Annotated in this window: 22 protein-coding genes, 1 pseudogene and 1 riboswitch; of the genes and pseudogenes, 22 read left to right on the top strand and 1 reads right to left on the bottom strand. The window is 54.8% G+C overall.

Annotated elements, in window-relative coordinates; genetic code table 11:
• Positions 1 to 40: 40 nt before the first annotated feature.
• Positions 41 to 173, top strand: a riboswitch (FMN riboswitch).
• Between the two features lie 207 nt (positions 174 to 380).
• The 5 genes from ribD (at position 381) to ETR37_RS07385 (ending at position 4289) form a co-directional block, all read left to right on the top strand.
• A complete protein-coding gene (ribD, locus tag ETR37_RS07365) occupies positions 381 to 1523 on the top strand; it encodes a bifunctional diaminohydroxyphosphoribosylaminopyrimidine deaminase/5-amino-6-(5-phosphoribosylamino)uracil reductase RibD (protein WP_013144840.1) in 1143 nt (380 codons plus the stop codon).
• Positions 1478 to 2122 (top strand): riboflavin synthase, encoded by a 645-nt coding sequence (gene ribE / locus ETR37_RS07370; RefSeq protein WP_129447085.1) that lies wholly within the window; start codon positions 1478 to 1480, stop codon positions 2120 to 2122. Before ribD ends, ribE begins: the two co-directional genes overlap by 46 nt.
• A gap of 20 nt (positions 2123 to 2142) precedes the next feature.
• Positions 2143 to 3336 carry a bifunctional 3,4-dihydroxy-2-butanone-4-phosphate synthase/GTP cyclohydrolase II gene (locus tag ETR37_RS07375; protein WP_014196246.1) on the top strand — a complete coding sequence of 398 codons (1194 nt, stop codon included), beginning with the start codon at positions 2143 to 2145 and terminating at the stop codon, positions 3334 to 3336.
• A 20-nt stretch (positions 3337 to 3356) separates the two neighbouring features.
• Positions 3357 to 3821: a 6,7-dimethyl-8-ribityllumazine synthase gene (ribH, locus tag ETR37_RS07380; RefSeq protein ID WP_033005258.1), complete on the top strand. Its 465-nt coding sequence runs from the start codon at positions 3357 to 3359 to the stop codon at positions 3819 to 3821.
• A gap of 111 nt (positions 3822 to 3932) precedes the next feature.
• Positions 3933 to 4289, top strand: a complete 357-nt coding sequence (locus tag ETR37_RS07385; RefSeq protein ID WP_013144843.1) for a GNAT family N-acetyltransferase — start codon at positions 3933 to 3935, stop codon at positions 4287 to 4289.
• Between the two features lie 22 nt (positions 4290 to 4311).
• On the opposite strand, the gene ETR37_RS07390 is transcribed toward ETR37_RS07385, so the two are convergent.
• Positions 4312 to 4851 (bottom strand): DUF309 domain-containing protein, encoded by a 540-nt coding sequence (locus tag ETR37_RS07390; RefSeq protein ID WP_129447086.1) that lies wholly within the window; start codon positions 4849 to 4851, stop codon positions 4312 to 4314.
• 194 nt (positions 4852 to 5045) lie between these two features.
• Here ETR37_RS07390 and ETR37_RS07395 point away from each other — a divergent pair, with 194 nt between their 5' ends.
• From ETR37_RS07395 to ETR37_RS07475, 17 genes and pseudogenes are all read left to right on the top strand, one after another.
• Complete coding sequence (locus ETR37_RS07395) at positions 5046 to 5801, top strand: segregation/condensation protein A (protein ID WP_033005256.1); 756 nt, start codon at positions 5046 to 5048, stop codon at positions 5799 to 5801.
• A 179-nt stretch (positions 5802 to 5980) separates the two neighbouring features.
• Complete coding sequence (gene scpB / locus ETR37_RS07400) at positions 5981 to 6634, top strand: SMC-Scp complex subunit ScpB (protein WP_033005253.1); 654 nt, start codon at positions 5981 to 5983, stop codon at positions 6632 to 6634.
• An 18-nt stretch (positions 6635 to 6652) separates the two neighbouring features.
• A complete protein-coding gene (locus ETR37_RS07405; RefSeq protein ID WP_020754622.1) occupies positions 6653 to 7054 on the top strand; it encodes a hypothetical protein in 402 nt (133 codons plus the stop codon).
• 356 nt (positions 7055 to 7410) lie between these two features.
• Positions 7411 to 8724 (top strand): superoxide dismutase, encoded by a 1314-nt coding sequence (locus tag ETR37_RS07410; protein ID WP_033005275.1) that lies wholly within the window; start codon positions 7411 to 7413, stop codon positions 8722 to 8724.
• A gap of 349 nt (positions 8725 to 9073) precedes the next feature.
• On the top strand, positions 9074 to 10222 hold the full coding sequence (locus ETR37_RS07415; protein WP_060787657.1) for a D-alanyl-D-alanine carboxypeptidase family protein: 1149 nt from the start codon (positions 9074 to 9076) through the stop codon (positions 10220 to 10222).
• A complete protein-coding gene (locus ETR37_RS07420; protein WP_012820700.1) occupies positions 10215 to 10811 on the top strand; it encodes a nucleoside recognition domain-containing protein in 597 nt (198 codons plus the stop codon). The genes ETR37_RS07415 and ETR37_RS07420 overlap by 8 nt, the downstream gene beginning before the upstream one ends.
• On the top strand, positions 10811 to 11344 hold the full coding sequence (locus tag ETR37_RS07425) for a spore maturation protein (RefSeq protein WP_011231766.1): 534 nt from the start codon (positions 10811 to 10813) through the stop codon (positions 11342 to 11344). The genes ETR37_RS07420 and ETR37_RS07425 overlap by 1 nt, the downstream gene beginning before the upstream one ends.
• Before the next feature lie 132 nt (positions 11345 to 11476).
• A complete protein-coding gene (locus tag ETR37_RS07430; RefSeq protein WP_011231765.1) occupies positions 11477 to 12208 on the top strand; it encodes a pseudouridine synthase in 732 nt (243 codons plus the stop codon).
• Positions 12209 to 12351: 143 nt separating this feature from the next.
• Positions 12352 to 12876, top strand: a complete 525-nt coding sequence (gene resA / locus ETR37_RS07435) for a thiol-disulfide oxidoreductase ResA (protein WP_011231764.1) — start codon at positions 12352 to 12354, stop codon at positions 12874 to 12876.
• A 13-nt stretch (positions 12877 to 12889) separates the two neighbouring features.
• Positions 12890 to 14554 (top strand): cytochrome c biogenesis ResB family protein, encoded by a 1665-nt coding sequence (locus ETR37_RS07440; protein ID WP_020754616.1) that lies wholly within the window; start codon positions 12890 to 12892, stop codon positions 14552 to 14554.
• Positions 14541 to 15728 (top strand): c-type cytochrome biogenesis protein CcsB, encoded by a 1188-nt coding sequence (ccsB, locus tag ETR37_RS07445; protein WP_033005273.1) that lies wholly within the window; start codon positions 14541 to 14543, stop codon positions 15726 to 15728. Before ETR37_RS07440 ends, ccsB begins: the two co-directional genes overlap by 14 nt.
• Positions 15729 to 15806: 78 nt before the next feature.
• Positions 15807 to 16550: a response regulator transcription factor gene (locus ETR37_RS07450; RefSeq protein ID WP_479724080.1), complete on the top strand. Its 744-nt coding sequence runs from the start codon at positions 15807 to 15809 to the stop codon at positions 16548 to 16550.
• Positions 16550 to 18343: an ATP-binding protein gene (locus ETR37_RS07455; RefSeq protein WP_020754613.1), complete on the top strand. Its 1794-nt coding sequence runs from the start codon at positions 16550 to 16552 to the stop codon at positions 18341 to 18343. Before ETR37_RS07450 ends, ETR37_RS07455 begins: the two co-directional genes overlap by 1 nt.
• A 139-nt stretch (positions 18344 to 18482) precedes the next feature.
• Positions 18483 to 19703 (top strand): N-acetylglucosamine-6-phosphate deacetylase, encoded by a 1221-nt coding sequence (nagA, locus tag ETR37_RS07460; protein ID WP_033005249.1) that lies wholly within the window; start codon positions 18483 to 18485, stop codon positions 19701 to 19703.
• On the top strand, positions 19675 to 20436 hold the full coding sequence (gene nagB / locus ETR37_RS07465; protein WP_081132538.1) for a glucosamine-6-phosphate deaminase: 762 nt from the start codon (positions 19675 to 19677) through the stop codon (positions 20434 to 20436). The genes nagA and nagB overlap by 29 nt, the downstream gene beginning before the upstream one ends.
• Complete coding sequence (locus ETR37_RS07470; RefSeq protein WP_033005270.1) at positions 20433 to 21164, top strand: GntR family transcriptional regulator; 732 nt, start codon at positions 20433 to 20435, stop codon at positions 21162 to 21164. Before nagB ends, ETR37_RS07470 begins: the two co-directional genes overlap by 4 nt.
• Positions 21164 to 21262: pseudogene (locus ETR37_RS07475) on the top strand (PTS transporter subunit EIIC); the annotation flags it as partial. The gene ETR37_RS07470 and the pseudogene ETR37_RS07475, both read left to right, overlap by 1 nt.
• Positions 21263 to 21416: the final 154 nt, after the last annotated feature.

Below are 21416 nucleotides of genomic sequence, written 5' to 3' on the forward strand. Positions count from 1 at the left end.
GGGCGTTTCGTGTGGTATAATGAACATAACGATATCGTGATGCATCCTTCGGGGCAGGGTGAAATTCCCGACCGGCGGTGATGGGGCTTTCCGCCCCTCAGCCCGCGAGCCGAAAGGCAGGATCCGGTGCGATTCCGGAGCCGACAGTATAGTCTGGATGGGAGAAGGATGCCAATATGCGCACGGCTGTTTTCGGCCGGTTCAGACCGCGTGGGCAGCGTCTGTCGGCCGACTAGGCATGGTAGTATCTTTTGTTTCCGACCGGCCGGTATAGCCTGCTTGGCGAACATGTGTTTGTTTGCGCATCATTGGTCATTCTCTCATCGATGAGCCCCCGGGGACATCCCGGGGGTTTCATTTTTATTGAAGGAGGGAGTGCGGTGCATAACGATGAACATTATATGCGGCTCGCTCTCGATGTGGCCAAAGCTGGAGTCGGGCAAACGTCTCCCAATCCTGCCGTTGGCGCGGTCGTTGTCAACGGTGGGACGGTTGTTGGGCTTGGCGCCCATTTGAAAGCGGGTGAGCCGCACGCGGAAGTCTATGCGATCCGCATGGCTGGCGAGAAGGCGCGCGGTGCGACGGTGTACGTGACGCTTGAGCCGTGCAGCCATTATGGAAAAACGCCGCCATGTGCCGATTTGCTCATCCAGGCGGGCGTCCGTCGCGTCGTCGTTGCCACGACCGACCCGAATCCGCTTGTCGCGGGAAAAGGGATTGCCAAGCTGCGCCAAGCGGGCATTGACGTTGATGTTGGCGTATTAAAAGACGAAGCGGACGAATTGAATCGGATGTTTTTCCACTATATCGCCGCAAAAACGCCGTTTGTCACGTTGAAGTTCGCATGCAGCCTCGATGGCAAAATCGCGACGGCGACGGGGGAAAGCAAATGGATTACATCAAGCGCGGCGCGTGAGGATGTCCATCGCCTTCGTGCGCAGCATGACGCCATTTTGGTCGGCGTCAACACCGTTTTGACCGACAACCCGAAGCTTACCGTCCGCTTTGGGGAAAAGCGGAAAAATCCGCTCCGCATCATTTTGGATACAAAATTGCGTACACCGCTTGACGCCCATGTCGTCGCTGACAAGGAAGCAGAAACGTGGATCATCACCGGCGGCGTCAGTCGGGAACAAGCGGCGGCGTATGAGCGCCTTGGGGTGCGCGTATTTTCAATGCCGACGGCCCAGATCGATGTCCGCGATGTGCTCCGTCTGCTTGGGGAGCAGGGAGTCATGTCGCTGTTTGTCGAAGGCGGCTCGCGCGTTCATGACAGCTTCCTCCGCGCGGGAGCAGTCAATGAGGTCATCGCCTATATCGCTCCGAAGCTGATCGGCGGCCGCGGGGCGCCGACGCCGGTCGGCGGCCTTGGCTTCGCCCGGCTTGCTGAAGCGGTGGAGCTTGACATCCGCCGCATCGAGACGATCGGCCCGGACATCAAAATCGTCGCCGCGCCGAAACGGAAGGAGGAATCGTTGTGTTCACTGGCATTATTGAAGAGATCGGCACGATCGAACAAATGAAGCAAACCGGCGACGCCATCGTGATGACGATTGGCGCCAAGCGGGTGCTCGAAGATGTGCGGCTTGGCGACAGCATCGCCGTCAACGGCGTCTGCTTGACCGTCACATCGTTCACCGAACGGCAGTTTACGGTCGATGTCATGCCGGAGACGGTGAAAGCGACGGCGCTAAAAACATTAAAGCCGGGATCGAAGGTGAATTTGGAGCGGGCAATGGCGGCTGGGGGACGGTTTGGCGGCCATTTCGTCACCGGGCATGTGGACGGCGTCGGGCGCATCATCCGGCAGTGGCCGAAAGCGAACGCCGTCTACTATGAAATCGAAGTGCCGGCCTCGCTGCGCGCCTATATGATTGAGAAAGGATCGGTCGCTGTCGATGGGACGAGCTTGACGATTTTCGGTCTGAGCGAGCGCACGTTCATCGTTTCACTCATTCCGCATACGCGTGAGGCGACGATTTTAGGCGAAAAGCGGCCGGGCGATCTCGTCAATATCGAGTGCGACATGATCGGCAAGTACGTCGCCGCTTTCCTCGACGCGAAAGCGACGGCGACCTCCAAATTGACGGTCGAATTTTTGGAGCAGCACGGCTATAAATAGTGGAAAAGGGGGCAAGCTTGATGTTTGACACGATTGAAGCAGCGCTTTCGGCGCTGAAAAACGGAGAAGTGATCATCGTTTGCGATGACGAAGACCGCGAAAATGAAGGCGATTTTGTCGTGCTGGCCGAAAAAGCTACGCCGGATGTCATTAACTTTATGATCACTCATGGCCGCGGGCTCGTCTGCGTGCCGATTACGGAGGAATTGGCGGAGCGGCTCGAGCTTGAGCCGATGGTCACTCATAACACGGACGCGCATGGCACAGCGTTTACGGTGAGTGTCGACTACAAAACGACAACGACGGGAATCAGCGCCTACGAGCGGGCGGCGACGATTCAGGCGCTGCTTGATCCGAATGTGAAAGCGAGCGATTTTAAACGTCCTGGCCACGTTTTTCCGTTGATTGCGAAAAAGGGGGGCGTCTTGCGGCGCGCCGGCCATACAGAAGCGGCGGTTGATTTGGCCCGTTTGTGCGGCGCGAAGCCGGCCGGCGTCATTTGCGAAATCATTAAAGAGGACGGGACGATGGCTCGCGTTCCTGATTTGCGGCAAATCGCCGATCAGTTCGGATTGAAAATGATCACGATCAAAGATTTGATCGCCTATCGGAGTCAGCGGGAAAAGCTCGTGAAACGGGAGGTGGACGTTTGGCTGCCGACCGAATTCGGCGAATTTCGCGCCATCGGCTACACAAACGTGCTCGACGGAAAAGAGCATGTGGCGCTTGTCAAAGGAGAGATCATCCCGGATGAGCCGATCTTGGTGCGCGTCCATTCCGAATGCTTAACTGGCGATGTGTTTGGCTCGTACCGGTGCGACTGCGGTCCGCAGCTGCATGCGGCGCTCAGGCAAATCGAGGCGGAAGGGCGCGGGGTGTTGCTTTACATGCGCCAAGAAGGGCGCGGCATCGGCCTTATGAACAAGTTGCGCGCTTACAAGTTGCAGGAGCAAGGTTATGATACGGTCGAAGCGAACGAAAAACTGGGCTTCCCCGCCGATTTGCGCGATTATGGCATCGGGGCGCAAATTTTGAAAGATCTTGGCGTGACGAAAATGCGCCTGCTCACGAACAACCCGCGCAAAATCGCCGGCTTAAAAGGGCATGGACTCGAAGTCGTTGAACGGGTGCCCATTCAGATGCCAGCGAAAAAGGAAAATGAAAAATATTTGCGCACGAAACATGAAAAATTAGGACATATGCTTCATTTTTAATGATGGGAGGAGCAACGAACATGCGCATCATTGAAGGAAACTTAGTCGGCACCGGATTGAAAATCGGCATCGTCGTCTCTCGTTTTAACGAATTCATCACGGGCAAGCTTTTATCTGGGGCGATCGACGGCTTGACGCGCCATGGCGTGAGCGACAGCGACATCACTGTCGCCTGGGTGCCGGGTGCGTTTGAAATCCCGCTTGTGGCGAAAAAAATGGCGGAATCGAAGCAGTTTGACGCTGTCATTACGCTTGGCGCCGTCATCCGTGGGGCAACGAGCCATTTTGACTACGTCTGCAGCGAGGCGGCCAAAGGCGTCTCCCACGCGGCGCTTGCAAGCGGTGTTCCGGTCATTTTCGGCGTGTTGACGACGGACACCATTGAACAGGCGATCGAGCGGGCCGGCACGAAAGCGGGCAATAAAGGATGGGAAGCGGCGGTGTCGGCGATCGAAATGGCGAACGTCTTGCGGACATTTGCGTAAAAAGGCATGAAATGGTTCACAATATCGGTGAGAATGTTTATAATACGTATAGAGAAAATGACAAAAACTTTTCCATTTCGGAAAAGCGTTTGTCGATAATGAGGGATTTTTATGTTAATCCGTTACCGAAAAAACTATGAGAAAATCGCCATGGGACTGTTGTCGTTTATGCCGACGGAAAAAGACCTGAAACGGCTGCAGCAGACGATGAAACAGTATGAAACAAACAACGATTGGCAGCTGTTTTTATGGAAAGAAGGGGATGACATCGTCGGCATTATCGGCGTCCTGTTGCGCGCTCCTGATGTTGTGGAAATCCAGCACATCAGCGTCAATCCGTCACACCGCCACCAAGGGATCGGAAAACAGATGGTCAAGGCATTGAAAGAGGTGTACCCGGGCCGCCGATTGTGCGCCAACGAGTGGACCGCCTCGTTTTTCGATAAATGCCATGCGTGCAACGAATAACGAAACTAGCGCGGCGCCGCGCTCAGGCGGGCGGCGGAGGGGGAGGGAAGCCAACTCCTTCCGCTTTGGCCCGTTTTTTTTGTTCGCGTGCGGCGATGACGTCCGAGCGGTCGCGGCGCCGGTGTTTATCCACAAGATCAAGGTTGGCTAGGTCGCTGGCTTGCCCCCAAACGAGCTGCCGGCGGGCGCAGGCGGCCTGGCATTGCTCATAAAGGGAACGGTCGCGAATCGGCAGTTCGACGCTTTCGTACGGTTCGCCGCGAGTGATCCGCCCAGCCGTCTCGTCGAGCAAGCGGACGAGCGCCTCGTCATCGAGGCCGAGCCGCCGGATCATCTCTTGCGCTTCGTCAAGCAGCGCCCGCGCCCGTCGAATGAGGCGCAGCGCTCCCAAGACGTTGCCGCGCCGGTAATGGTAAAAAGCGACCGCCATTTGAATGAGCACAAGCCAACCTTTGTTTCGACCGTCTTGTTTCCAATGTTCCTCCAAAATTTCGTGGCATTCAAAATAATCGCGGTCGCTATGGAAATGGACCAAATACTCGATATACGCTTTTGGATACATCGGCCATCGTTCCTTTCAAAAGTGGGCCGCGCCATGTGAAGGCGGACGGCTCTTCTTCGATTATACAGCTTCGGCGGCCTGCGGCGCAAAAAAGAGACTGTTTTCCGTTCGCTTCGCCGCTTCGTTATGATACAATAAATGTACTGCAGCTGGAGACGAGCCTACCGGGCGGTGGTTCTGGAAAAAATGGTGGGATGGATGTGCAATTGCCGTACAACGTCAAAATCGAAGCGTTTGAAGGGCCGCTTGATCTGCTTTTGCATTTGATCAACCGCTATGAAATTGATATTTACGATATTCCGGTCGCGCAAATTACGGAGCAGTATATGGCGTACATTCACGCCATGCAGGAGCTTGAGTTGGATATCGCCAGCGAATATTTAGTGATGGCGGCCACCTTGCTTGCGATCAAAAGCAAAATGCTGTTGCCGCCCTCCAATGAAGAAGCGGTCGACGGCGACATCGAGTGGGGCGATGACGGGGACCCGCGCGAGGAGCTGACGCAGCGGCTGCTTGAATATAAAAAGTTTAAAGAGGCGGCGCGCGAACTGAAGCGGCGCGAAGAGGAGCGGGCGCTTTTGTTTACAAAGCCGCCGAGCGACTTAAGCGCATACGCGGATGAGAAAAAGGCGGCGCCGCTGGATGTGAACGTATACGATATGCTTGGCGCCTTGTCGAAGCTGTTGCGCCGCAAAAAACTGCAAAAACCGATGCGGGCGAAAATCTCCCGCCAAGATATTTCCGTCGAACAGCGCATGGCGGAAATTTTGCATGAACTAAAGCAGGCGAACGGGCGGAAAAACTTTTACGAGCTGTTTCCGTCCTACGATCGTTCGTATATCGTCGTGACGTTTTTGGCGATTTTAGAGTTGATGAAGCAAGACGAAATCATCGTTGAGCAAGAACGGAATTTCAGCGATTTGTTTCTTGCGGTGAAACCAGCCGGTTGAGGCGGTGCGGTTTGGCCGCGGCGGTTCGCTGCGGCGGGCCGCTTTTCTTTTGTTGTTTGTTTGCCCATGCCATGATAAGGCGGAGAGTTGACTCACATTGGGGTGAGAAGACTTGGGAAACGACGAAAACAGGAGGAAAGGAGGAGGGGCGCCAACGAGTTTGGCGTGGCAGAAGGGCGATGGAACAAAACGAAAGAGAAAAAAAGGGAGCCGGCGCGCTCAAGCCGGCGAAGGCGATTGTCGAAGCGCTGTTGTTTGCTGCCGGTGACGAAGGGCTGTCGCTTTCACAAATTGCCGCTGTGTTGGAAGTCAGCGAGCTAGAGGCGAAAGCGGTGATCGAGGAGCTTCAACAAGACTGCCGACGGGAAGAGCGCGGCATCCAGCTTGTCGAACTTGGCGGCGTGTTTTTGTTGGCGACAAAAAAAGAACACGCCCCCTATTTAAAGAAGTTGGTCGAAGCGCCGGGAGCATCGCCGCTGTCGCAGGCGGCGCTTGAGACGCTCGCCATTATCGCATACCGCCAACCGATTACACGCGCGGAGATTGAGGAAATTCGCGGCGTAAAAAGCGACAAGCCATTGCAGACGCTGATGGCACGGGCGCTCATTAAAGAGGTTGGACGAGCCGAAGGAACCGGGCGGCCGATTTTGTACGGGACAACCCCGGAATTTCTCGATTATTTCGGGCTAAAAACGCTCGAGGAGCTGCCGCCGCTGCCGGAATGGGCGGACGATGGCGAATCCGAGCGGGAAGCGGATTTATTTTTCGAAAAATTAGCAGAAAATTTGAGCGATGGGCAGCCGGAATATGGTAAACTAAAGAAAAATGGCTGATCGGGAAGGAGAGCGCTCATGAACGTTTGCCGCCTGTACGGTGAAGAGCTGCAAAAGTCGCAATCGAACACGTTTGAAGACTATTTCAACCGCTCGGAAGTCACGTACCGCGACGGGGGCGAAGAGCGGACGCTGTCTGTGTTGTATTTGCGCCATTTTGAGGCGGCGCTGCTTGATTGGCTGCCGTATGAAAGCGATCCACTGTTTACGGCTAATGGGCGCGACATTCATTTGCGCGACATCATTGCTCTTGTCTGTTTATGGAAAAATCCGGCGTATCGGCAGCGAAAGCGCGTCTATATTCACGATGAAGAGGAATTGCGCCGTTATTTTGCCGAGGTAGACGCCAAAACGCTGCAGGCGCTTGTCAGCGAATGGGTGGAAACCGGCGAGTGCCGCTTGCCTGAACGGTCGGCGTAACGAGAAAATGCGGTTGGCGCCGCGTTTTCTGTGCGTCCGGACAAGGAAACCGTTTGGTGCAGCCGGCAGTTTGCCAAAGTAGCCTGCCTTTTTCAGAAAAAAGGGGGGCTGACCCAAAACGCGAATATGTTTTGGGTCAGCCCGATTTTTTTGAGCGGTTTATCTATGGCTCATTTGCAGACCCGCCGCAGGGAAGCATTGCGGCGATTCTGTTCTTCCTTGCTGTCTTTTCCTATGATGACTGCCCTCGCTCCTCTATGTATGAGCGGCCGGGAATTTGGGTGAATGCGGACAAGAACGATTTCCCCATGACAGCATACGATATGGCGAACAAAACAGGAGGAGGTTTTTACCAAATGGACGATCAGGTGTTGTTCGCCCAATATGCGGCTAGGGTGAACGAATGGGGAAATCAAGTCAAGGAGACGCTCGCTTTGCGTGGGGCAAGCACGGATGGCGCTTCGTCGCTGCTCGAGTTTATTGCCGAGCATGACGGCGAGTGGACGGAAGAGGCCGTCCGCGAGCTTCAGCGCCTTGCCGATGACGTGTATGTCGGTGCGCTTCGCCAGTATGTCATGGAAGCGGCTGCGTGGGGAAGACAAGTTGAACAGGCGCTGTCTGCACGCAGGATGGCTGAGGATGTTGGGCTTTCGTCTTTGTTGGCGTACATCGATGGACACGGCGATGAATGGACCGAAGAAGCGATTTACGAGCTCCAGCGTCTTGTCGATGACGTATACACTCGGGCCGTCCGCCTGGCTGATTCGTCAGCTGCCGAGCGGGAAGAAGAGGCGACGCAAGAACAAGTCGAAGGGGAATCGGTGTCGCCTGAACTGGAGAGTGAAAACAAAGAGAACGAAGACGGATGGCTTGACACCAGCGGGACGGCAGAGCGGGTTGAGGACGGAAAAGAGCCGGCTTTTATGGCGGAGCTCTCCGACTCGCTGCCTGATATAGCTGACGGCGAGCCGGGTCAAGCGGACAACGTGACCGATGGAAAGCGACGCTGGGTGGATGCGGACGACGGCGGTGAGCCGCGTCAACAAGTAGCGCCCGGCCGTCATGTCTTGCCGCCGCTGCCGTACCGTTATGATGCACTCGAGCCGCATATTTCCGAAGAAATCATGCGCCTCCACCATACGAAGCATCATCAAAGCTATGTCGACGGTCTCAATCAGGCGGAGCGGATGATGGCCGAGGCGCGCCGGACGAACAATTTTGATCTGTTGAAACATTGGGAGCGGGAAGCGGCGTTCCACGGCTCCGGGCATTATTTGCACACTATCTTTTGGTACAACATGCATCCAGAGGGCGGCGGCGAGCCGCGCGGGGAGCTGCGGGCGCAAATCGAGCGCGATTTTGGCAGCTTTGCCGCCTTTCGCCGTCATTTCACCGAAGCGGCGAAAAGCGCCGAAGGGGTCGGCTGGGCGCTGCTCGTTTGGGCGCCGCGAGCGCACCGGCTGGAAATTTTGCAGGCGGAAAAACACCAGCTCATGGCGCAATGGGATGTGATCCCGCTTCTTGTGCTTGATGTGTGGGAGCATGCCTACTATTTGCAATACAAAAATGATCGGGCGGCGTACATCGAACATTGGTGGAACGTCGTCAACTGGCGCAACGTTGAAGAGCGCTTTCATGAGGCGCGGAAGCTTCGTTGGCAGCCGTTTTAAACGGGCGGGGGGGAACCCCCTGCCCGTTTTTTTGGGAGAGCAGGCGCTGCGATCCATCAGGACACCTGTCCGTCTTTTCGGGGAGCGGCTTTCTCTTTGCAGGGAAATGTCATCAATGAGCCCAGCGCAAGCGCCGGAGCGGATCGTTCAGGGCTGTCTCCCCTTGCAACGGCATTTTTTCATCATATTTGTCCCATCGACGCATACACTTGTACAAAACGCGGCTTTGGGGTTCAGCCTGTTTCCGCCGCGACGTTTCTTCGGCTGCGGCCCGTTCAGCCTAATCGGAAAGGAGGAACAGGCGATTCCTCCCCGCTCCTTAAAGGAGGGGGATCCTCGCCGATATGAGATGAATAAGCAGAAGCGGCTCATTGCGCTCATTCTTGCACTCGCTGCGGGGATTATGGCATTTGTTCCAGAGCGGATGCGCGCTATGGATGGGGTGAGCGCAAAAAGCGCGATTTTGATAGAGCAGCATTCCGGGCGGGTTTTGTTTGCCAAGGATGCCTATACAAAACGGCGCATCGCCAGCATTACGAAAATTATGACCGCCATTTTGGCGATTGAATCGGGGAAGATGGACGACACGGTGACGGTCAGCGCCCGCGCTGTCCGGACCGAAGGGTCGTCAATTTACTTGCGCCAAGGGGAGAAAATCAAACTGCGCGATTTGGTATATGGGCTGATGCTTCGTTCCGGCAACGACGCGGCGGTGGCCATCGCTGAACATGTCGGCGGCAGCGTCGAAGGATTTGTTTTTTTAATGAACCAAAAAGCGGCTGAAATCGGGATGCGTGATACCGAGTTTGCCAATCCGCACGGGTTGGATGACGCGGAAAACCACTACTCAACCGCGTACGATATGGCGCTGCTCATGCAATATGCGATGAAAAACAAAGAGTTTCGGCGCATCTCGGGGACGAAAGTGTACCGCGCCCCCGCTCCGCCCGGCGAAGACGGCGCGCGTGTGTGGCGAAATAAAAACAAGTTGTTGACAAGTCTTTACGAATATTGCACCGGCGGCAAAACCGGCTATACGAAACGGGCCCATCGCACGCTCGTGACGACGGCGTCCAAAGGCGGCGTCGATTTGATCGCCGTGACGTTGGATGCACCGGACGATTGGAATGATCATATCGCTATGTACGAATATGGATTTTCTCATTATCACATCGCCAAAGTGAGCAGCGAGCGGGTGGTCGACAAAATTTCTGATCCGTTTTACCGCGGGCGGCTGCAGGCGGTCCGCGATTTGCGATATCCGGTGACCGATAAAGAGGAGAGCGGGCTGCAGGTGAAAGTGTATTTGCTGAAGCCGCGCAAAGAATGGAAAAAATACCCAGAACGGGTGCCGACAGAGGTCGGAAAGGCGGTGCTTTATTTGCATCAAAAGGCGGTTGATTCGGTGCCGCTGCTGTATGAACCGGGAAAGGAAGGAAGCGGCCGAGGGTTTTTATGGCAAGCATTTCGCTTTTTAGGTGTGAGAAGCGATGGTTAACCTCATTTGGGTGATGATGGCGGTCATTGGCATCGTCTTTGCGGCGGCCAACGGCACGATGGACGAAGTGAACAAAGCGGTGTTTGAAAGCGCCAAAGAAGCGGTGACGATCAGCATCGGCATGGTCAGCATTTTAGTGTTTTGGCTCGGGCTGATGGCGATCGCGGAACGCGCCGGCTTGCTTGACAAAGCGGCGCGCCTGTTTATGCCGCTCGTACGCCGCTTGTTTCCAGAGGTGCCGCCCGGCCATCCCGCGCTCGGCTATATCGTCTCGAATATGGTCGCCAACATGTTCGGCCTTGGCAATGCGGCGACGCCGATGGGCATAAAGGCGATGGAGCAGCTAAAAAAGCTCAACGGCGGCCGCGACGAGGCGAGCCGGTCGATGGTGACATTTTTGGCCATGAACACATCAGGCATTACGCTCATTCCGGCGACCGTCATCTCGATCCGCATGACGTACGGTTCAGCGGCGCCTGGCGAGATCATTGGGACGACGATCGTCGCCTCGACGATTTCGACGATTGGGGCGGTATTGATTGACCGGTACTATTATTGGAAACGGATGCGGAAAGGCAGGAAGCCATAATGGCCATCGTCCAACTTCTTTCTGTTTGGCTGATCCCTGCGCTCATCGCTTTTATTTTGCTTTACGGTACAGCAAAGAAAGTGCCGACGTACGAAGCGTTTGTGGAAGGCGGCAAGGAAGGGATCGAGATCGCGTTTTCGCTCATCCCGTATTTGGTCGGCATGTTGGTGTCGGTCGCCATTTTCCGAGCCTCAGGGGCGCTTGATGCCATGATGGAAGTGATCAAACCGCTGGCTGATGCCATTGGACTGCCGGCCGAAGTCGTTCCGCTTGCGGCTCTCCGCACGCTTTCCGGCACGGCGGCGCTCGGCATGACGACCGATTTGATCGCTACTTACGGCCCGGATTCGTTCATCGGGCGCCTTGCTTCTACGATCCAAGGCAGTACGGAGACGACGCTTTACGTGCTCACCGTCTATTTTGGCGCCGTCGGCGTCAAAAAAATGGGCGATGCGTTAAAAGTCGGCATTTTGGCCGACATTCTCAGCTTTATTGTTTCTGTTTTCATCGTTTTGTTTGTATTCGGGCGCTAGCGGCGCCTTTTTTCGTTCCCGTCGTCCGGCGGGTTTTTTGTTTGCAAAGGGAACGGGAAAGGTGAAAAATAAAAGTGCCGCACTTGTATCTGTTAGACGGAAAGGGTAAGATGATGAAAGAGGTGAGAGAGAATGGAACGGTTGCAAAAAGTGATCGCCCGCGCCGGCATCGCGTCAAGGCGCAAGGCGGAAGAACTCATTTTGCAAGGGCGGGTGAAAGTGAACGGCCGCGTCGTCAAGGAGCTTGGCGTCAAGGTCGGGCCGCGCGATGATGTCGAAGTCGACGGCATCCCGATCGAGCGCGAAGAGCCGGTATATTATTTGCTGTACAAGCCGCGCGGGGTGATTTCCAGCGTCAAAGATGACAGAGGCCGCAAAGTGGTGACCGATTTTTTCAAAGATCTGGACAAACGCATTTATCCGATCGGGCGGCTTGACTACGATACGTCTGGACTGCTTTTGTTGACGAATGACGGCGACTTTGCCAACCTGCTTATGCACCCGCGGTATGAAATTGAAAAAGTGTACATTGCCAAAGTGAAAGGCATTCCAACGCACGAGCAGCTGAAACGGCTCGAACAAGGAGTGCAGTTGGAAGATGGCATGACGGCGCCAGCCAAAGTGAAGCTGCTCTCCGCCGACCGAAAGAAGGGGACAGCCATTGTGGAAATCCGTATCCACGAAGGACGAAACCGGCAAGTGCGCCGCATGTTTGAGGCGATCGGCTGCGAGGTGCTGAAGCTGAAGCGGGAGCGGTACGCGTTTCTCGATTTGAAAGGGCTGCGCCCCGGCGAATACCGCGAGCTGACACCGCATGAGGTGAAGTTGCTGCGCGTCCTTGCCCAATCCGGGGGAAGAAAATGACGAAGATTGTCACATAACGTTCATATCCTTGCGCATAAACGAGCGAGGGACTTTGCTATAATGGAAAATGGGAGATTGTGAACCGCTTGCCTCCCCCTCTAGCGTTGGCTGTGGGGGAGGAGAAACGTAAAGGGGTTTGAACGATGAAAAAACAACAGCGCTTAGTGATGAGGACAGCGATTTTGCTCGTGTTGCTCGCGGCGATCGGCTATACGATTTACACGAATTTTTTCACGGAGAAAACGGCTGTCGCTGTTGGTTCGACGGCGCCTGATTTTGTGCTGACCGATTTGAAAGGGCATGAACATCGTCTTTCAGACTATCGCGGCAAAGGCGTTTTTTTGAACTTTTGGGGAACGTGGTGCAAGCCGTGCGAGCGGGAGATGCCGTATATGAACGAGCTGTACCCGATTTACAAAAAACAAGGGGTTGAAATTTTGGCTGTCAATGTCGGTGAACCGAAGTTGAGCGTTGAAAAATTCGCGGAACGGTTCGGCCTGACATTTCCGATTGTGATCGACCGTCAAGATCAAGTATTGAACGCCTATAACGTCGGGCCGCTGCCGACAACGTTTTTGATTGACAAAAACGGCGAAGTAAAACAAATCATTACCGGAACGATGACGAAAGAAGACATCGAACGGCATCTAGAAAGCATCAAACCGTAAGGAGTTTTGCGCCATGGAACACGTCAAATGCGAATGCGGCCATGTCAATCCGCACGGCACGGCGTTTTGTGAGTCGTGCGGCAAGCCGCTTGCCGATTTGGGAGAAAAACTGATTTTGGACATGCGCTACGAAGGAAGCGCCCGCCGGTCGCAAACGTACAAAAAAACGATGATCGACCAAATTTGGGCGTTTTTCTCGTCGGTCAAAGTCGGAGTGGCGCTCATCGTCATTACGCTCATTGCTTCGGCGATCGGCACGATTTTCCCTCAGCAAATGTATATTCCGCCGAACGTCGATCCGGCGGAGTATTATAAGCAGCAGTACGGTTGGGCAGGGAAGCTGTATTATGAGCTCGGCTTTAACAACTTGTACGGCTCATGGTGGTACATTTTGCTCATCGCCTTAATCGGCGTTTCGCTTGTCATTTGCAGCTTGGACCGGGTCGTTCCGCTTTATCGCGCCTTGAAGCGGCAAGGGGTGAAGCGCCATCCGCGCTTTTTAGAGCGGCAGCGGTTGTTTGGCGTCTCGCATGTGAGCGATCTCGACAAGACGATGGCTGTGTTGAAAGAACGGCTGGCTGCGCGGCGCTACCATGTCCGCGAGGAAGACGGGCATTTGCTCGCTGAAAAAGGGCGGTTTTCCCGCTGGGGGCCGTACGTCAATCATATCGGCCTCATCATTTTCTTGATCGGGGCGATGCTTCGTTCCGTTCCCGGCATGTACATCGATCGGGTGATGTGGATTCCGGAAGGGGAGACGAAAGAAATTCCTGGGACGAACGGCCGCTACTTTTTAAAGAGTGAAAAATTTATTTTTGAAACATATGAGAAAGGCAAAGACAACGAAGTGTTCAACGCTGCCATCGACCGCGTCGGCAACGGGATGATCGCCAAAAACTATCAAACAAACGTCGTGTTGTATAAGCGTGTCGGTCCTGTGATCCCCGGCGCCAAGCCGAAGCTTGAAAAAGTGAAGGAGTATCCGATTCGCGTCAACGAGCCGCTGGAGTTCGACCATTATGCGCTCTACCAAGTCGATTTCCGCTTGAATGAGCCGAAAGCGATGTCATTTCAGTTGGCGGACAAGCAGTCGGGGGAAACGTTCGGCACGGTGACGGTCGACTTGTATGATCCGAAAGAGTCGTACAATCTCGGACATGGGTATCGCGTTGAGCTATTAAGCTATTTTCCTGATTTTGAGTTTGATGAAGACGGCAATCCGTCAACGAAGTCGCGCGTGCCGAACAATCCGGCGTTCGTGTTCAAAATGTACGCGCCGGACCGGCCGAAAGGGGAAGTGAGTTTCGTCGCCATCCGGCAAACGATCGAACCGTTTGGCAACAACAAATACAAAATGGCGTTCGCAGGGCTTCAAACCCGCAATGTCTCCGGTTTGACCGTCCGCCGCGACTTTACGCTTTGGATTTTAGGGGTAGGCGGCGCGATTTTCATGATTGGGCTCATCCAAGGGATGTATTGGAACCACCGCCGCATTTGGGTGCAGCGGGTAAACGGCGAGCTATGGATCGCCGCGCACACGAATAAAAACTGGTTCGGCTTGAAAAACGAGCTGCGCCGTTTGCTTGACGGCACCGGCGTCATGATGCCGGCTGATCAGCTCGAAAACGACAAAAAAGCCGGACAAGGGGGACAAGTCCATGGACATGGCACAGCTTAGCAGCACGTTGCTCTATATCGCGTTCGTTCTATATTTAATCGGCACGTTCTTTTTTGGCGGCGCCATTCGCGACAAGCGAAAAGAACGGCAAGAGAAGGACCGTTGGTCGCAGCTCGGCATCTCCGTGACGATCATCGGCTTTCTCGCCCAAGTCGGCTATTTTGTGACGCGCTGGATCGCCGCCGGGCACGCGCCCGTGAGCAACTTGTTCGAGTTTACGACCTTTTTCGGCATGATGCTGGTTGCTGCTTTCATTATTATTTATTTCATTTACCGGCTGAGTGTGCTCGGCTTGTTTGCGCTGCCGGTCGCGTTGCTTGTGATTGCTTACGCAAGCATGTTTCCGCGGGAAATTTCGCCGCTCATTCCCGCCTTGCAAAGCGATTGGCTGCACATCCATGTGACGACGGCGGCGGCTGGTGAAGCGATTTTGGCCATCAGCTTTGTCGCTGGGCTCATCTATTTGATTCGCGTCGTCGATCAATCGAAGCCGTCGAAACGGACGTTTTGGCTCGAAGTGGTCATGTTTTGCTTAATTACGACGCTCGGCTTTGTCATCGTTTCGACAGCGTTCGGTCTTTCTGGGTATGAAGCGAAGTTCACGTGGGTCGACAAAAACAAGCAGACGGTTGAGGTCATCTACGATATGCCGGCGCTCGTTGGGCCGCACAAAGGGGAGCTTATGAAAGAAAGCGCCGGCCGCATGGAGCCGCTTGTTGAGATGCCGGCGATCATCAATGCAAGAAAGCTCAATACGGTCATCTGGTCGCTCATAGCCGGAACGGCGCTGTACATCATGCTTCGGCTTCTCTTGCGCAAGCGCGTTGCCGCCGCACTCAAGCCGCTCGTGAAGAACGTTAACTTGGATCTGACCGATGAGATCAGCTATCGGGCGGTGGCGATCGGCTTTCCGGTGTTTACGCTCGGGGCGCTCATTTTCGCGATGATTTGGGCGCAAATTGCCTGGACGCGCTTTTGGGGCTGGGACCCGAAGGAAGTGTGGGCGCTTATCACTTGGCTGTTTTACGCTGCCTTTTTGCACCTTCGTTTGTCAAAAGGCTGGCATGGTGAAAAGTCGGCATGGCTCGCCGTCATCGGCTTTGCCATTATTATGTTTAACTTAGTGGCGGTCAACCTCGTCATTGCGGGATTGCACTCGTACGCCGGAACATAATGGAAAACAACCGGATGCTCTGTTGGCGAGCATCCGGTTTTTCGGTAAACTAGAAAATAGGGAGTGTTTCCATTGATGATGGGAGGGTGCAAAGCATTGGAAAAACAAGAAAAAACCATCCGTATTTTAGTGGTTGACGATGAAGAGCGCATCCGGCGGCTCTTGAAAATGTATTTGGAGCGGGAAAACTATGTGATCGATGAGGCCGGCGACGGCAATGAAGCGTTGGAGAAGGCGTTGACGAATGATTATGACGTCATTTTGCTCGATCTGATGCTGCCGGGCAAAGATGGAATTGAGGTGTGCAAAGAAATCCGCGAGCAAAAAACGACGCCGATCATCATGTTGACGGCAAAAGGCGAAGAATCCAACCGCGTGCAAGGGTTTGAAGTCGGCACGGATGATTACATCGTCAAGCCGTTCAGTCCGCGCGAAGTCGTGCTGCGCGTAAAAGCGCTGTTGCGCCGCGCGGCGAACGCCGCCTACGCGCCGGTGGAGACGACGGCGAAAGACGTGCTTGTGTTTCCGCATTTGACGATTGACAACGATGCCCACCGGGTGACGGTCGACGGCAAGGAAGTCAGCTTAACGCCGAAAGAATATGAGCTGCTTCTCTTTTTGGCCCGCTCGCCCGACAAAGTGTTCGACCGCGAACAGCTGTTGAAGGAAGTATGGCATTACGAGTTTTTCGGCGACTTGCGCACGGTCGACACCCACATTAAACGGTTGCGCGAAAAGTTGAATAAAGCGTCGCCGCAGGCGGGAAAAATGATCGTCACCGTCTGGGGCGTCGGCTACAAGTTTGAGGCAGTGAACGACTGATGTGGCTGTTTCGCAGCGTCGTCGGCAAGCTATGGTTTACGATTTTGTTGCTCGTTTCGTGCGTGCTGTTTATTTTAAGCATTTTGCTTATTAAATTTTTGGAAGATTATTATGTGCAGGAAGCGGAAAACGACTTGACCCGCCTGGCGACAAAAGTGGCCGAGGTGATGCACGATTACCGCGATGAGCAGCTTGCCCGCTCGATCGCTTGGACGCTTGTGGACAATCGAACGAAAGCCGTCATCGTCGCCGATGAGTCGCACTATTGGTATTCGCCTGGCGATGCTGGTTTGGACAATATGCCGCTGTCGTCGATCCGCCAAGATCGGGACTTGCGGCGTGTGCTGACAGATGGGAAAACGGTGAAAAAGCGTTTGTATATGCCACAGCGGCATCCAAAAGAAAAGCTGCCCCGTGATATGATCATTGTCGGCGTGCCGATGTCGATGCCGGATGGCAGCCGAGGAGCTGTGTTTATCTATCAGTCGCTCGAGGCGATCGCCGATGCAACGGAGCATACGAAAGAGCTCATTTTTCTTGCCGCCTTTATCGCCATTATTATGACGACGTTTTTTGCCTTTTTCTTGTCGACGCGCATCACCGCTCCGCTCCGGAAAATGCGGCAAGCCGCGTTCGAAATGGCGCGGGGCCATTTCGATATGAAAGTGCCGATTTTAACGAACGATGAGATCGGTGGGCTGGCGATGGCGTTCAACCAAATGGGACGGCGTCTGCAGTTTAACATCAACGCCTTAAACCAGGAAAAAGAACAGCTCGCCAGCATTTTAAGCAGCATGGCCGATGGCGTCATCACGTTTAACCGCGACGGGGAAATCTTGATTACGAACCCGCCGGCTGAGCGGTTTTTGCAGGCGTGGTATTTTGAGCAAGGGAACGACGTCGAGGCCATGGCCCCGCTGCCGCCGCAAGTGAAAGAGCTGTTCGCCCGCGTCGTTCGCGAGGAGAAGGAGCAATCGACCGAAGTGACGCTGCAGGGGCGGACGTGGGTCATTTTAATGACGCCGCTGTACGGCAAAACGATGGTGCGCGGCGCGGTGGCTGTTTTGCGCGACATGACCGAAGAGCGGCGGCTTGACAAGCTGCGCAAAGACTTTATCGCCAACGTTTCGCACGAATTGCGCACGCCGATTGCCATGCTCCAAGGCTACAGCGAGGCCATCATCGACGATATCGCGGCGAGCGAAGAAGAGAAGAAAGAGATGGCGAAAGTCATTTACGACGAGTCGCTGCGCATGGGCCGCCTTGTTAACGATTTGCTTGACTTGGCGCGCATGGAAGCTGGCCATATCGAGCTAGAGTACGAACAAGTCAAGCTTGTTCCTTACATCGAGCGGGTGATCCGCAAGTTTTACGGGCTGGCGAAAGAAAAGCAGATTGAGCTGACAGCCGAGTTTCGCGATCGGGACATCGAAATCGCTCTCGATCCGGATCGGATCGAACAGGTGCTGACGAACTTAATTGACAACGCCATCCGCCATACGGAATCGGGCGGCACAGTTCGCCTCATCATCGAACCAAGCGGCGACGGCGTGACGATCCATGTCCAAGACTCTGGTTCCGGCATTCCTGAAGAGGATTTGCCGTTTGTGTTTGAACGGTTTTACAAAGCCGATAAAGCGCGCACGCGCGGCCGTTCCGGCACCGGGTTAGGCCTTGCCATCGCCAAAAACATCGTCGAAGCGCATAAAGGGCTCATTACCGTTCACAGCAAACTGAACGAAGGAACGACGTTTTCGTTTTATTTGCCGGCCCGCGGACCGAAAGGAGCGTAGCGCCGTTTGGAAGAACGGGGAAGCCACGGCTTCCCTGCTTCTTTCATGCTGAAGCGAACTGGTTGACGGATTTGTTTTAGTGGTATAGACAACTAGAATATATAATGTTATAATGAGAGACAGAAAGTGGGGAATCGCGATGAAGCGGTGGATATTGAAAAATGCCGCGGTGTATGCAGAAACAGGAAACATTGAACAAGGGTATGTGCTGATCGAAGGGGAAAAAGTGGCCGCGATCGGGCCGATGTCGTCGTGCCCAACTGATGCAGGGGCGGAAGTGATCGAGCTTTCCTCACGGTTTTCCATCGTGCCGGGATTCATCGATGTCCATATTCATGGGGCGGCTGGGGCGGATGTCATGGATGCGACCCCGGAGGCGCTTTACAAGATGGCCAACGCCTTGCCGGCGGAAGGGACGACAAGTTTCCTGGCGACGACGATGACAGCGCCAAGCGAACAAATCGAAGCCGCGCTTCGCAACGTCGCTCGCTATATGGCGGAGGCGAACAGGCCGGGAGCCGCCGAAGTGCTCGGTGTTCATCTGGAAGGACCGTTTTTGTCGCTGAAGCGCGCCGGAGCGCAGCACCCGCGCCATCTCGCCGATCCGGACATCTCACTGTTCCAGCACTGGCAAAAGGCGGCGGGCGGCCATATCCGCCTTGTCACGCTTGCCCCAGAGCGGAACGGGGGGCTGGAACTTGCCTCCTACTTGAAACAGACCGGTGTGATCGCTTCGATCGGCCATTCCGATGCCGTTTACGACGAAGTAAAAGCGGCGGTCCATGCAGGGGTGGCGCATGCGACCCACCTGTTCAATGGGATGCGCGGCATCCATCACCGTGAACCGGGTGTCGCCGGTGCGGTGCTTATGTTTGAAGAAGTGATGTGCGAGCTGATCGCCGACGGGTTGCACGTTGCGCCGCCGATGGTCCGCTTCGCTTACCGGAATAAAGGAAGCGATGGGCTTATCTTAATCACCGACGCCATGCGGGCGAAATGTCTCGGCGATGGGAAGTATGATCTCGGCGGCCAAGAGGTGGAAGTCTGCGGCGGGGAGGCGCGGCTTGCCGACGGCACGCTGGCGGGAAGCGTGCTCAAGCTTGGCGAGGCCATCCGCCGTGTGCTCGATTATACTGGCTGCACGCTTGAAGAGGTGATCCGCATGGCGAGCTGGAATCCGGCGAAACAGCTTGGCTTGCTTGATCGGAAAGGCAGCTTGCGGCCCGGCAAAGACGCCGATGTCGTCGTTTTGAATGAACGATATGAAGTCATGATGACGTTTTGCCGCGGCGTTCTTGCTTATCGCAAACCGGATGAAAGGAGGAAGAGCGATGGCCATGAAGCTTTTGAAAGCTGCTGACTACGCAGAGATGAGCCGTCAGGCGGCGGACATCATCATCAAACAAGTCAAGGAAAAGCCGAACGCTGTTCTCGGCTTGGCGACCGGCTCGACCGTGCTCGGTGTGTACCGCGAATTGGCCGCCGATCATCGGCAGCATGGGACATCGTATCGGCTTGTGCGCACGGTCAATTTGGATGAATACGTCGGCCTTGGTCCGGATCATCCGAACAGCTATCGCCATTATATGAATGAGCATTTGTTTTCAAAGCTTGACATCCCGCTTCACGAGACGCATGTGCCGAACGGCTTGGCTGCTGATCTTGACGAAGAATGCCGCCGTTACGAGCGGCTCATCGATGAATTGGGCGGCATCGATTTGCAGCTCTTGGGCATCGGCCGCAACGGCCATATCGGGTTCAACGAGCCTGGGACGCCGTTTTCGACAGCCACCCACGTCGTCGAGCTGACCGAGCTGACACGGGAAGCGAACGCCCGCTTTTTCCCATCGCTTGATGACGTGCCGCGCTATGCCATTACGATGGGGATTGCGACCATTTTGCGCAGCCGCCGCATCGTGCTGTTGGCGTCAGGGGAGGAAAAAGCGGAGGCCATGGCCCGGCTTCTCGAAGGCGTTGTCACACCGGACTTGCCGGCTTCAGCGCTTCACCTTCATCCGGACGTGACGATCATCGCCGACCGAGAGGCGCTCTCGCTCATCCCAAAGGAAAAGCAGTGGGTGGATGCGCCGTGATCGATAAACAGTCGCCGATTCCGATTTACTATCAGCTCGAGCAATATATAAAAGAAAAGATTGAAAAAGGAGAATGGCAGCCGGGCGAGATAATCCCGTCTGAGCGCGAGTTGGCGGAAATGTATGACATCAGCCGAATGACCGTTCGGCAGGCGGTCAACAATTTAGTGAACGATGGCTATCTCATCCGCCGGCGCGGGAAGGGGACGTTTGTCGCCGCCCAAAAAATCGAGCAGCCGCTGAAAGGGCTGACGAGCTTTTCCGAAGATATGCGGGCGCGTGGCCTGGAGCCGGGCACGATCGTCCTCAGCTTTGAGATGGTTCCGGCTTCCGAGAAGCTCGCTGAAGGACTTGGCGTCACGGAAGGCGATGACCTTTACGAAGTCCGCCGCCTTCGGTTGGCCGACGGCTTGCCGATGGCGTTGGAGACGCTGTACATTCCTGTCCATCTTGTTCCCGGGCTGACGCGTGATGTTGTAAGCGGTTCCGTCTATGAATTTATCGAAAAAGAAAAAGGGATGATCATCGGCTCCGCTGTTCAAACATTGGAAGCATCGGTCGCCCGCAAGGTGGAGGCGGAGCATCTGAAGATGAAAGAAGGGGCTCCGGTGCTGTTGCTTGAGCGCCGCACGCACCTTGTCGACGGTCGGCCGCTTGAAGTCGTCAAATCGGTGTACCGCGGCGACCGGTACAAATTTATGATTGAGATGAAAAGGGGAGGATCATGATGTTAGGCTTTTTACAGCGGCTTGGAAAAGCATTAATGTTGCCGATTGCCGTTTTGCCGGCGGCAGGATTGCTGCTTCGGCTCGGTCAGCCTGATTTATCTTAATTAGGCGAGAAGACTCCCACTTCAACGAAGCGAAGCGGAGTAAGTGGGAGATGAATCGCCTTAACTATATTTTGCTGAAAATAGGATAGATTCAGTAAAATATGGTATAATATAGTTAGATGGGAGGTGAAAAAATGTATTTTTGTAT

This window comes from Geobacillus sp. PK12 (assembly GCF_004123125.1).
GTDB classification, from domain to species: Bacteria; Bacillota; Bacilli; order Bacillales; family Anoxybacillaceae; genus Geobacillus; species Geobacillus zalihae.

What these genes read in the sequence shown, in the direction of transcription:
- ETR37_RS07415 (WP_060787657.1), top strand. Translation starts at nt 9,074, where the DNA reads ATGAATAAGCAGAAGCGGCTCATTGCGCTCATTCTTGCACTCGCTGCG.
- ETR37_RS07410 (WP_033005275.1), top strand. Translation starts at nt 7,411, where the DNA reads ATGGACGATCAGGTGTTGTTCGCCCAATATGCGGCTAGGGTGAACGAA.
- nagA (WP_033005249.1), top strand. Translation starts at nt 18,483, where the DNA reads ATGAAGCGGTGGATATTGAAAAATGCCGCGGTGTATGCAGAAACAGGA.
- ccsB (WP_033005273.1), top strand. Translation starts at nt 14,541, where the DNA reads ATGGCACAGCTTAGCAGCACGTTGCTCTATATCGCGTTCGTTCTATAT.
- ETR37_RS07390 (WP_129447086.1), bottom strand. Translation starts at nt 4,851, where the DNA reads ATGTATCCAAAAGCGTATATCGAGTATTTGGTCCATTTCCATAGCGAC.
- ribH (WP_033005258.1), top strand. Translation starts at nt 3,357, where the DNA reads ATGCGCATCATTGAAGGAAACTTAGTCGGCACCGGATTGAAAATCGGC.
- nagB (WP_081132538.1), top strand. Translation starts at nt 19,675, where the DNA reads ATGGCCATGAAGCTTTTGAAAGCTGCTGACTACGCAGAGATGAGCCGT.
- ETR37_RS07420 (WP_012820700.1), top strand. Translation starts at nt 10,215, where the DNA reads ATGGTTAACCTCATTTGGGTGATGATGGCGGTCATTGGCATCGTCTTT.
- ETR37_RS07395 (WP_033005256.1), top strand. Translation starts at nt 5,046, where the DNA reads ATGGATGTGCAATTGCCGTACAACGTCAAAATCGAAGCGTTTGAAGGG.
- scpB (WP_033005253.1), top strand. Translation starts at nt 5,981, where the DNA reads ATGGAACAAAACGAAAGAGAAAAAAAGGGAGCCGGCGCGCTCAAGCCG.
- ETR37_RS07385 (WP_013144843.1), top strand. Translation starts at nt 3,933, where the DNA reads ATGTTAATCCGTTACCGAAAAAACTATGAGAAAATCGCCATGGGACTG.
- ETR37_RS07455 (WP_020754613.1), top strand. Translation starts at nt 16,550, where the DNA reads ATGTGGCTGTTTCGCAGCGTCGTCGGCAAGCTATGGTTTACGATTTTG.
- resA (WP_011231764.1), top strand. Translation starts at nt 12,352, where the DNA reads ATGAAAAAACAACAGCGCTTAGTGATGAGGACAGCGATTTTGCTCGTG.
- ETR37_RS07375 (WP_014196246.1), top strand. Translation starts at nt 2,143, where the DNA reads ATGTTTGACACGATTGAAGCAGCGCTTTCGGCGCTGAAAAACGGAGAA.
- ETR37_RS07425 (WP_011231766.1), top strand. Translation starts at nt 10,811, where the DNA reads ATGGCCATCGTCCAACTTCTTTCTGTTTGGCTGATCCCTGCGCTCATC.
- ETR37_RS07440 (WP_020754616.1), top strand. Translation starts at nt 12,890, where the DNA reads ATGGAACACGTCAAATGCGAATGCGGCCATGTCAATCCGCACGGCACG.
- ETR37_RS07430 (WP_011231765.1), top strand. Translation starts at nt 11,477, where the DNA reads ATGGAACGGTTGCAAAAAGTGATCGCCCGCGCCGGCATCGCGTCAAGG.
- ETR37_RS07450 (WP_479724080.1), top strand. Translation starts at nt 15,807, where the DNA reads ATGGGAGGGTGCAAAGCATTGGAAAAACAAGAAAAAACCATCCGTATT.
- ETR37_RS07405 (WP_020754622.1), top strand. Translation starts at nt 6,653, where the DNA reads ATGAACGTTTGCCGCCTGTACGGTGAAGAGCTGCAAAAGTCGCAATCG.